Here is a 10,941-nt window from a genome sequence, read left to right as displayed (position 1 = left end):
CACCGAGGCCGCACCGGCGAGCCGAAGGCGTTCGCCTGGACCGACTACCGCGACCTGGTCGTGGAGGCACACCGCCGGCTGGGCCGACCTGTCGTGCTCGTCTGGGACAACCTCAACCGGCACACCTGCGCCGAGATGACCGCGTTCGCCGCCGCCAACGAACGGTGGCTCACCGTGATCCGCCTACCCGCCTACGCCCCCGACCTCAACCCCGTTGAGAACGTGTGGTCCCTGCTCAAACGCGGCGAGCTCGCCAACCRCCTGTTCACCGACGTCGACCACCTCGCCGGCCACATCCGAACCGGCCTGGGCCGCATCCAGCACCACCCACACCTGCTCGACGGCTGCCTGGCCGCCACCGGCCTGACCCTGGAACCAGCATGATCAGCGGAATCGACACCACGGATTAAAGCTCGTTAGCCGGCGCAGCGGGTTTGCCTCTTCCAGGAACGACGACCACGATGACCGGGGGTGGTGAGGGAAGCCGGGGGGTAAGGACGAGGGTCGCCCATGGCACATCGTCGCGAATATCGTTGGTGGCGCTGGCTGGCGGCGGTGTCTTGTCAGGAATCCAGGTCTTGCAATTCAGAAGGAGCTGCTCCCACATGGGTCTATCGCTGCCGCAGGCGTGATAGTCCCAATGACCGTTGTCGTTGCTGGCGTATCCGGTGGTGTCGTTGTTGGTGACGGGGTTTGCCCCGCCGTAGTTGTAGCGGTTGTCGGCTGCTGTTCCACTCCAGGGCAGGGGGTAGGTGTCGCGGGTGAGGAAGGTGGCGGTTGCCGGGTTGTACCAGCGGGCTTGAGCTTTGACGAGGTGGGTGTCGGGGTCGGTCCAGCTGCCCTGGTAGCCGGTCTGGAGGTTGGCGTTTCCGGCGGTGAGGGGCTGGCCGAAGGGGTCGTAGTTTTTCGAGTCGGTGAGGGTGCCGTCGGTGGTGAAGGCGGCGACGGTGTCGCCGTGGAGGTTCTGGATGGTGGCCCAGGCGCCGTCTTCGGTGCCGGCGCCGATGACGGCGCCGGAGGGGTCGCGGGCGTAGGCGGAGTTGCCGTCGATGCCGGGTTCGAGGTCGAGGCCGTCGTAGAGGAACTGGCTGCCGGTGTTGCGGGTCGCGATCCGGTCCAGGCCGTCGTAGCTGTACGACGTGGTGGTCGGTCCGGCGGTGTGGGTGGTGAGCCGGTCGAAGGCGTCGAAGGCGGTGCTGGTCGTCGACGAGCCGGCTGTGCGGGTGGAGAGGGTGCCGCGGGCGGTGTAGGTGTAGGTCGCGGTGCCGTCGGAGGTGAGCCGGTTGCGGGCGTCGAACGTCGCTGTCGTCCCGCCGGCCGAGGTGCGGTTGCCGGCGGCGTCCCAGCCGTAGGTGGTGGTGGCGTTGGATTGGTTGGTCCAGGACGTCAGCCGGTCGGACCAGTCGTAGCCGTACGTCTGGGTACCGGCACCGGCGACACCGCTGCCGGTGATGGTGGTGGAGGTGACGTTGTCGTTGTCGTCGTAGGTGTAGGTCTGGTCGCGCAACGTCCCGGACGGGCCGGTCAGGGTGTCATCGGTGAGCCGGCCAAGCTGGTCGCGGTCGAAGGTCTGGATGGCGCCAGTGCCGCCGTGGTAGTCGATCGAGGTGAGCTGCCCGGCGTCGTCGTACTCGTAGCCCCGGGCGTCACCGGTGACGGCGGCACCGACTGCGACGAGATTGGATCGGGCGTCGTAGTAGTAGTCCGACCAGCTGCCGGGGTCGGCGCGTTGCAGGACCCGGCCGTCCTCGTCGTAGACGAAGGAGGAGGTGCCGCCGTCGCCCCAGGCGTCGGTGAGCAGGCCGCGGTCGTTGTAGCCGAACAGCTGGGAGCCGCCGCCGGGTTCGTCGACCTCGGCGAGGTTGCCGACCAGGTCGTAGCCCATGGCGCGGGAGGTGGCGGTGGCGCCGCCGCCGGAGCCGGTCTCGGCGGTGATCCGGCCGAGTTCGTCGTAGCTGACGGCTCGGATCACCCCGCCCGGTTCGAGCTGCGCGGTGGGTAGGCCGCCGGCGTCGTAGGAGACCTGCCAGCTGCGGTCGGCCAGGTTCGGGTACGCGGTTGTGGACGGTTCGATCGTCTTCTCGGGCAGGCCGAGGCTGTTGAACGTGTAGACGGTGGCGTTGCCGCGACCGTCGGTCAGCCTGGTCCGGTTCCCGGCCGCGTCATAGCCCGCGCTCGACGTGATCGACGCGCTGGAACTGACAGGGACGGTGATGCTGCGCAGCTGGCCCAGCGCATCGTAGGTGGACGTCGCGGTGTGACCGTTCGGGTCCGTCTGTGAGGTGACGTTGCCGGCCGGGTCGTAGCCGACCGATGTGGAGCGCAGCAGGGTGTCGGTGTCGGAGTACTGCTCGGTCGTGGTCTGCCGTCCGGCGCGATCGTAGATGTAGTGGGTCGAGCGGCCCAGTGGGTCGGTCACCGAGGTCGTGCGGCCGGACTGGTCGTAGGTGTAGCTGGTGACTTTGTCCACCTCGTCGTGTTCCTCGATGAGGTCGCCGGCGCCGTTGTAKACGGCGGTAGCTGAGGCGCCGGTGGAGAAGTTCGACGGGCGCAGGACGCGGGTGACGTCGCCGGCGTCGTTGTGGTCGATGTAGGTGGTGAACGCCTGCAGCGTGGAGCGTTCGGTGGGCGAGGACGCCCAGAGGCGATTGAGGTCGTCGTAGGCGTAGATCGTCCACGCGCCGTTCTGATCGACGGAGTCGAGCAGGTTGCCGGCGTCGTCGTAGATGTAGCGGCTCACTCCGGCCTCGGGCTGGCCGGTGACCTGTGGGTCGGTGACGGCCACGACCCGGGCGAGCTTGTCGTAGATGGTGGTGACGGTCTGCCCGCGGGTGTCGGTGTGGGTCAGCGGGTTGCCGTTGTCGTCGTAGGTCCACGACTCGGTCGGTGTGATCGCCGATCCGCCGGGTGGGGTGTAGGACGGGTGGGCGATCTGGGTGACCTGGCCGAGCGCGTCGTAGGACGTCGTTGTGACCTGGTTGCGGGCGTCGCGGCTCTGTGTCAGCTCGCCGAACGTGTTGTAGCCGACCTCCGCGGATGGCCGGTCGGTCGTCGCGGCGGCGCCGTTCTGCTCTACCTGCACCGGCGGGGCGACCGTTTGGGTGAGCCGGCCGGCGTTGTCGGTGATCTGGTCGGTGACGTAGTCGGTGTCGAACGGGGAGCCGTCGGTGTAGCCGCGGGGATCGACGGTGCTGGTCACGAACCCGCGGGCATCCCGGGTGAGTGCCGCGGTGAACCGGTCGGAGCCGTCCCCGAGCACGGTCGTGGATGTCAGCCGGGAGGCGTCGTCGTAGCCGTACTCGACCCGGTCGGTCGCGGCCGTGCCGTCGGCGCCGTGGGTGGAGGCCAGGACGTTGCCGACCGCGTCGTAGTCGAACACCGTCCACCGGTTGAGAACCTCGGGATCGACGCTCGTCGACGCTCTGCGGCCGGCCTCGTCATAGCCGGCGGTCATGGCGCGTAGGCCGCCGCCCGCTGTCGTGGAGGTCTCGTTCCCGGCGGCGTCGTAGCCGTGGTCTTCCAGGACGATGTCGCGGGTCTCGGTGTTCGACAGCTCCCCGACAGTGAAGTCCGGAACGTGGTACCCATTGAAGATCGCCTGATGGGGCAGGTCGTCGAGCCAGTAGGTAAAGCTCGTCGTGCGGCCGAGCGTGTCGGTGACCGAGGCGAGGCGGCCGGCTGGGTCGTAGGCGCGGGACTCGACGAGCAGGTCGCGGGGGTCGGAGTTGGCGACCGGGTCGTCGACGAAGTCCTTGACGGTCGTCGTCGCGAGCTGGTTGTGCTCGGTGTAGCCGAACTCGACGACGGTGCCGTTGGGGTCGGTCGAGGTGGCGACGTTGCCGTTCTCGTCGTAGCCGACCTCGCTGGTCGCCTCGACCGGGCTGCCCGCCCCGAGGGTTGTCGAGGTTTGGCGGTCGTCGTCGTCGTAGTCGTAGGTGGTGGTGCGGGCGGTGTCACCGCCGGTCGCGTCCGAGATGACGGTCTGGGTGAGGTTGCCGTTCTCGTCGTAGGTGTTCGTCGTGACCGGGGTGTGCGTCACCGACGTGACCAGGTTCGCCGTACCCGGTTCGGTGACGGTCGCGATCTGCGACAGCTTCGAGTAGGTGAAGCTGGTTGTCTGGCCGGCGGGGAAGGTGTCGGAGGTTTCCTTCGAGGTCAGCCGGCGGCCGAGTTCGTCGTAGGTGTAGTCGTGGACCAGGCCGGCGGGGTCCTCGTCGTGGCGCAGGTCGCCCTTCGAGCTGTAGCCGTATGTGGTGACCTTGCCCCGAGCATCGGTGTAGGAGACGGGCAGGCCGCGGGGGGTCTTGCCGCCGCCGATGGCGTTCTCGGTGCCGTCGGCGTAGGCCCAGGTCTCCGTGCGCCCGGACGGGAAGTCGCCGGTGGCCGGGGTGGTCTGGCTGACCAGGTCGCCGTACGGGTTGTACTCGTAGGTCGTGGCGTAGGTGTCGTCCGCCGGCCCGGCAGAGCGGGCATCCCGGAAGACGGTGATCTTGTTGTCGCGGGGGTCGCCCGGTGGGCCGTCGAAATACGTGTAGTACTCGGTGTTCGTCCACAGCGTGCCGTAGACGTTGGCGCGGGCGGTGGTGCGGGCAATCACGTTGCCGCGGTCGTCGGTGTCGGTCTGGACGACGTTGCCGTTCTCGTCGGTCACCTGGGCCAGGAACCCGCGGTCGTTGTAGACGAACCGCCGGTCCCCGAACCCGTCGCGGTGCGAGATCAGCTGGCCGCCGTGGTACTCCCAGTCCTCGTCGTGGCCACGGGGGTCGGTGACCCGGATGATCGGATTCGGTGACGTCGCGAGGACCTGGTACTCGGTCCGGTTGCCCTCGCCGTCCTCACGCCAGGCGACGGTGCCATCGCCGTTGTAGCCGATCTTCGCGTCGATGTTGCCGGCGGGCAGGGTCGTCTGGGTCAGCTGGCCCGAGCCGTCGTAGTCGTACGTCGTCGGGTTCGCCGACTGCGGACCGGTGACCGTGGCGAGTTCGTCCCCGTCGTAGTCGTAGGTCCAGTTCAGCGGACCCGAGTAGGCCGCCACGGTGGGGGTGGCGACGGTGGTGACGTGGTCGCCGGTCCAGGTCAGCGTCAGCGTCCGCCCGGTCGTGTTGTTCACGACCGAGGTCAGCTTCGCTGACGTGTCGTAGTTCAGCGTGAGGGAGCGGCCGGCGACGTCGACGACCTTGGCGAGCCGGCCGTCGGACCGGAACGTGTAGCCGGTGCCGGTCTTGTCCGTCAGCACGGTGGCGGCGGTCGCCGCGAAGTCGTCGATCCGCCCGGCGCCGGTGGCCTCGGCGAACGGGCCGACCCGGCTGCCGTGCAGCACCGCGGTGTCGGTCACGGACAGGATCTGGGTGCCGTTGCGCGCCACGGCGATCGACGCCCCGGCCGTGGTGATCGTCAACGTGTCGGCGGCGGTGCAGCACGTCCCGCCCGCCGACGTCGCCACGACGCTCTCCGCCCCGCCGACCCGCTTCACGAGTTGCCAGGTGCCGGCGGCGGGCTGGGCGACCAGGCGCCAGTAGTTCTCGGCGTCGAGGTAGCGGAACGCCAGACCCGTCCCGGCCTGCGCGACCGGCTCCTTGAACGTGAACGTGCCATCCGCCGCGCCGGGCACCGTCACCAGGTTACGGTTACCGGACGCCGTCGCCAGGTAGGCGGCGTTGCCCGAGGTGCCCCAGGTGCCGGCGCCGCTGCCCTGTCCGGACTGCCAGTTCTCGCCGTTGTCGGTAGCGCCCAGGCCGGTCGACGAGTTCGCGTTGGTGAACGTGTCCCGGTGCTGGTCGTCGACCATCACGACCGACCCGATCCGCCCCGCGCCCGTCGTCGAGGCGTACAGCCCGGCCAGCGTCACCGTCGAGAACTGGCCGTCCGTCACGGAGCCGACGACCCGGTCGTTGCGGTAGACCGTCAGCACCGACCCGGCCATCTTGATCGCGTAGGTGTCATCCGCCGAACAGCACGCGCCGGTATAGGTGGCGACGGTGGTCTCGGTGCCGCCGACCCGTTTCGCCAGCACCAGTGCGTTACTCGACGGCTTGACGTACAGGGCCCAGTAGTTGTTGTTGTCCTGGGCGCGGAACGCGACCCCGACCCGGTCCTGCGCGGCCGGGACGGTGAACCGGATCGTGCCGTCCGAGGCGGCGTTCATCACCGCCAGGCTGCGGCCCCCACTGCCGGCGCTCACCAGCTTCGCCGCGTTGTCCTCGACGCCCCAGGTGCCGGACAGGACCGTCCACGTCTCGCCGGTGTCGGTGTCACCGAGTGAGGCGTTCGAGTCCGGCGCGGTGAACGAGGCGACCCGCGGGGACKGTGCCTGCACGACCGAGTAGTAGCCGTCCTGGGAGACATAGCTGCCGTCCCAGTTCCGGCCGAACCGGCCCTCCCGGCCGTCCGGGTAGCGCACGACGAGGTTGCCCTCACCGGTGTCGTCGGCCTTGACGTTCATGTCCCACTGCGATGACCAGCCCTGCCCGAACAGGCCCACATACGGGTTACGGCTGTTGTAGGTACGGGTCAGCGTCAACGCCGGACCCACGGCGGGCACCGAAACGTCCGTCGTCGCCGCCGTGTAGTTCCCGATCAGCGGCGTCACCGACGCCACCGACGGCACATAGGGGTCCGTGCCGAAATGCTGGCTCGTCACCGGCGCGGCCACGTCCGTGAACAGGGCTATCGGCGGTGTCCACCCGGAGGTCGACGAGCCGTCGCTGACCCTGCCCCGCCAGTAGTACGACTTGGCCCACTCGAGCGCGTCGGCCGGCACCTTCCACGTCGAACTCGACGTCATACCGCCGGAGTCCCAGCAGTTCCCGGACTGCGCGTCCGGCTCGTCACAGATCTGGAACTCGTACGACAGCCCGCCGGTCGACCCGGTTAGGCTCAGCTGCGGGCGCAGCGTCGGGACGTGCTCGCCGTCCAGCGGGGAGGAGTCGGTGATCGTCGGCGCGGCGGTCGCGTACGACTCGGCCTGGAACCCGAACGTGCTGATCCCATGGCTGGAGAACCACGCCGTGCCCCAGTCCTCCATGTCGAAATAGATGACGTAGTTACCGGCGGGCAGCGGGTCGATCGTCGCGTCGAGGTCGATGGACTCGCCGCGGGCCACCGACGTCGGCAGTTCCGTCACCGCACCCTGATGCACCAGCTCGTTGGTACCGGACGCGTCATACACGTGGTACGACAGCTTGTAGTTGCTGTAGGCCGGCCACGTCGACTGCCCGGTGTTCGTCAGCCGGATCGGAATCTCACCCGGACTGTCCGCGGTCACGTTCGTCGACCACTGCGGCGAACCCGACGGCCACTCATATTCCGCGCCGTACGGCGACCAGGTCACATCCATGTGCGGACGCAGGTCCGTCAGCGGGTCCGCCGGGTTGCACTGACAGCTCGCCGAGTAGAACTCCTTGTACGCCGCGCTGTTCGTCGACGACGTCTCCACCTCAAGGCCGGTGTTCGGCTTCGTCCCGTCCGCCCAGTCCCCCACCAGCTCGGTCAACCGCGGGTCACTGAACCAGCCCCAGTTCGGACTGCAGGCCGTGTTGTAGCTGTAGGCGAACCAGCTCTGCGCGACCTCCGGTCCCACCGCCGCCCCCGGCCACGTCATGTTCGTGCCGTCCCAGCTCTGCGCCACCTCGTGCAACGACACCGGGTTCGGAACACACGACTGCGCCGACAGCCAGTTGTACAGATAGACGTCGACACCCAGCACGTTGGCGTCCGTCAGCTCCGGCTGCCCGTCGAAATGGATGTAGCTGCGGTTGACGTCCGACAGATACATGCCGTTCTTCAGCGTCCACTCCGAGCTGAACGGCGTCGACGGATGCAGCGACGACACATAGGTGTCATCCCCCGCCGGATCCAGCCACGTCACCGGGGGATCCACCTGCACCGGGAACACCCGCTCCGGCGCCGACAACCAGGCCTGGTCCAACTCGACCCGCAGCGAGACCTGGCCGTTGCCCGGCCCGTCCACCAGGCTGTAGGTCACCCCGGTCGACATCGCCGGGCCGCCGGCCGCACCCGACGTGCTCGCGTCCTGCATCCACCCGTGCGGGATCAACGCCCGCGCCTTGCCGTCCTTGTCCGCGAGCACGACCTGGCCGTACTTGTCCATGGATGCGGTCAGCCCCCTGAGCGCCAGCGGGAACGTCCAACTCGTCGGCGCGTCCGCGCCGTGCAGGACCATCACCTCCACCAGCCCCGACGCCGTCGAGTACAACTGCAGGTCCGACGACTTACGCACCCCCGGGAACGTCGCCGAGAAACCCTTCACCGACACGCGCGACGCCGCAGCCCCCTCCAGCGCGAACCCCGCCGACACCCCACCACCGAGATCGACCCGCGCCAGCTGCGCGTCGTTCGCCGACCCGGCGATATCCACCGGCAACTGCGTCGCCCGGCTGTGGAACCGGCCCTTGTCCCCGGCGACCAACGCGGTGTCGATGTCGACCAGGCCGCCCTTGGCGTCCCGGAAACGCTCCCGGCCCATCGACACCTCGGACGTGAACGTGCCATCCGGGTTACGGAACTCGGTCCCGTGCTCGGTACGGCCGCTGGGCACCTCGACCCGGCCCTGCTGCGCCTTCCCCGAATCCCGCGCCCCAGGCGCCAGCGTCACCGGCATCTGGATGCCAGCCGCCAACGGCCTGGCCGCCTCCCCACCCGCACCCGCCGACGGCGCCCCCACGGCAGGCTTGTCCGGGGTCAGCGCCACCTTCGAATAGTCGATCCTGCGTGGAGCTGTCTCGGGTGTCACCGGCACCGCACCGGGCACCTGGCCGGCCCGGCCGCGCACCGCCGCGGCACTCGGTGATGACCCCGCCCCCGCCTGCGTGACGCTCGTCGGCACCGCGTGGCCCCGATTCGCGGCGCTACCCGAACTCGACTCCGGCAGCTTCACGTCCCCGTCCCGGAACGGGTTCTGCTCGGAGATCGGCACCATGTCCGGCTGCGTCACCCGGTCGATCACGACCAGCGCGACCGCGGTCATGACCAGCACCGGCACCAGCAGCAGGGCCACCCGGCGCGTCCACCCGCGCCGCCGCCACATCCGACGGCCAAACGACAGAGGACGGCCAAGAGACGAAGAACGACGCGGGGAATGGTGCCGGCCGGTCATCACAGCTCCGAACAGGTGCGCAGGAACAGGCACGAGCCACGCATAACACGACCCCCGGGGCGCACAGCAAACCCGACGGCCTAACCGACCCGGACGATCACCACAACCCCGTGAAGGAACACCGAGGCAGGGACAGGGGCAGGCACGGCAGACCCATCGAAACGCGCGCGGCAAAGCACAGCGCGCGAAAGAGCCCGGCCGCACCGGCCACGGGATATCCAGGTACGACAACACCTGCCACCGGCAGGCGGTGAAAGCCGGCAACGACGCCGACGACCTGCCCCGTCACCAGCCGGCGAACAGCCGGAGACATACGGGCAGCACAGAACATCTAACGAGTAGCGGGAACTGGCAGCGAGCGGCCGGCACAGCGTCGTGCACAGCAAGAACCCCACAGCCGCCCGAGATGAACCCAGGACGACGGGCGGGAGAACGACGGACTACCCGGGCGACCGAAGCTGCCCGAGCACTGCGCCGCAAAGCATTGCACGCCCCACAGCCCACTCACAAGTAGTTCCCACACATCCCTGTAGAGGATCAACACTGGCAGCCGGGAACCCCTACCCCTCAACGGAAACACGCGCACAGGTACCACCATCACAGCCGGGACGTCAACGTCAGGAAGTACTAGTCCGGCGACGGATCATTCACGAGTTCCGCTACTCAGAGCGAGCATCGTTACCCAGAGAAACGACCGGCCGGCAGCGCACAGACCGAGACGCCAGATTCACCATGGAGCACGGGATTTCTCATCAACCGCTGGTCAGGCCGTCCACGGTCTGCCATAGTGGCTCACCGCCCCCAAACTATCCCGCGCCAAGACCACGACAACGACATACCCGCGCCCGCGCCCATCAGGCACGGCCCGTGCACCGGCCATGCCTCTGTTGAGGYTGCCTACCCACGCCCGCGGGATTCACCGAGCTGGCGGCTGCTCACGTCATAACCCGCCGCAGCCCTACCAGCTCTGAGCAGCGTTCCCGGCTACCGCACCCGCCGGGTATTCAGCCTGCCCACACACCGGCAACGCCTCACCCCATTCCGCCAGACCGGACGGAACAGCTCACGCCGGCAACCAACCGCCAGCGGAGCGCCTTGCCACGCCCGCAGCCCGAAGGACCCAGCTCGAAGAACTCAGAAAGGAGACAGCCGATGCGCCGGCGCGACCACCTCACCTTCCCACAAGGTGAGCCAGCCGCCGCGGCGCACCCCGCTCCCGCACACCCCACACCCACCACGCCAGCCGAACCCGCCACCCAAGAACCGCCCCCGACACCACCAACCACCCCAGGCAGCGCTCCCATCGACCCACCGCCCAACGATCCCCACACCGACAGCCCCGCCACGGACACGGCCAACCCCGATGATCCACCCACCGCCTCAACACCCAGCGCCGACGACACCAACCCCGAAGGCGCCGCCGGCACCAACCCACCGGAGCCGCCGACCGGCGACCCGCCAGCGCACCGGACGAGAAGCCGGCACCGTCGCCGCCGGTCACCGGCACGCACGGTCGGCCTGCTACACGCCGTTGGTCTGCCCGTCCTCGGGATCCCAGCCCTACTGATCATGCTGCTGTCCGGCGCCGACGCCCCCCTCCACACCGACAGCCACGACACCTCGAGCCCCCAACCCACCACCGACCGCCACTACCCCATGCCCACCCTCAACCCGGGTGCGCTACCCGCCGGCCTCAGAGGGTGTTCCGTCGGTTGATGTAACAGGTGAGCGGTAGCGGCTTGATGTCTGTTTCGCCTGGTCGCGGGTCTGATGGTCGGGTTGTCGGGTTGCGGTTCTGGGTGGTTGCGGTGTGCTGGAAGGTATGG

The 10,941-nt window shown here is 68.8% G+C and carries 3 protein-coding genes; 2 read left to right on the top strand and 1 reads right to left on the bottom strand.

What is annotated here, in order from left to right:
* A partial coding sequence (locus BL253_RS38350) for a transposase (protein ID WP_198946565.1) occupies positions 1-384 on the top strand: 384 nt, incomplete at its 5' end.
* 22 nt (positions 385-406) lie between these two features.
* Here the strand turns inward: BL253_RS38350 and BL253_RS38345 are convergent.
* Complete coding sequence (locus BL253_RS38345) at positions 407-9,016, bottom strand: DNRLRE domain-containing protein (protein WP_076822994.1); 8,610 nt, start codon at positions 9,014-9,016, stop codon at positions 407-409.
* A 1,251-nt stretch (positions 9,017-10,267) separates the two neighbouring features.
* On the opposite strand from BL253_RS38345, the gene BL253_RS42700 reads away from it, so the two are divergent.
* A complete protein-coding gene (locus BL253_RS42700; protein WP_158230517.1) occupies positions 10,268-10,831 on the top strand; it encodes a hypothetical protein in 564 nt (187 codons plus the stop codon).
* Positions 10,832-10,941: the final 110 nt, after the last annotated feature.

It is taken from the genome of Pseudofrankia asymbiotica (assembly GCF_001983105.1).
Classification (GTDB): Bacteria; Actinomycetota; Actinomycetes; order Frankiales; family Frankiaceae; genus Pseudofrankia; species Pseudofrankia asymbiotica.
This window is presented reverse-complemented; position numbering and strand designations above follow the sequence as displayed.

What these genes read in the sequence shown, in the direction of transcription:
- BL253_RS42700 (WP_158230517.1), top strand. Translation starts at nt 10,268, where the DNA reads ATGCGCCGGCGCGACCACCTCACCTTCCCACAAGGTGAGCCAGCCGCC.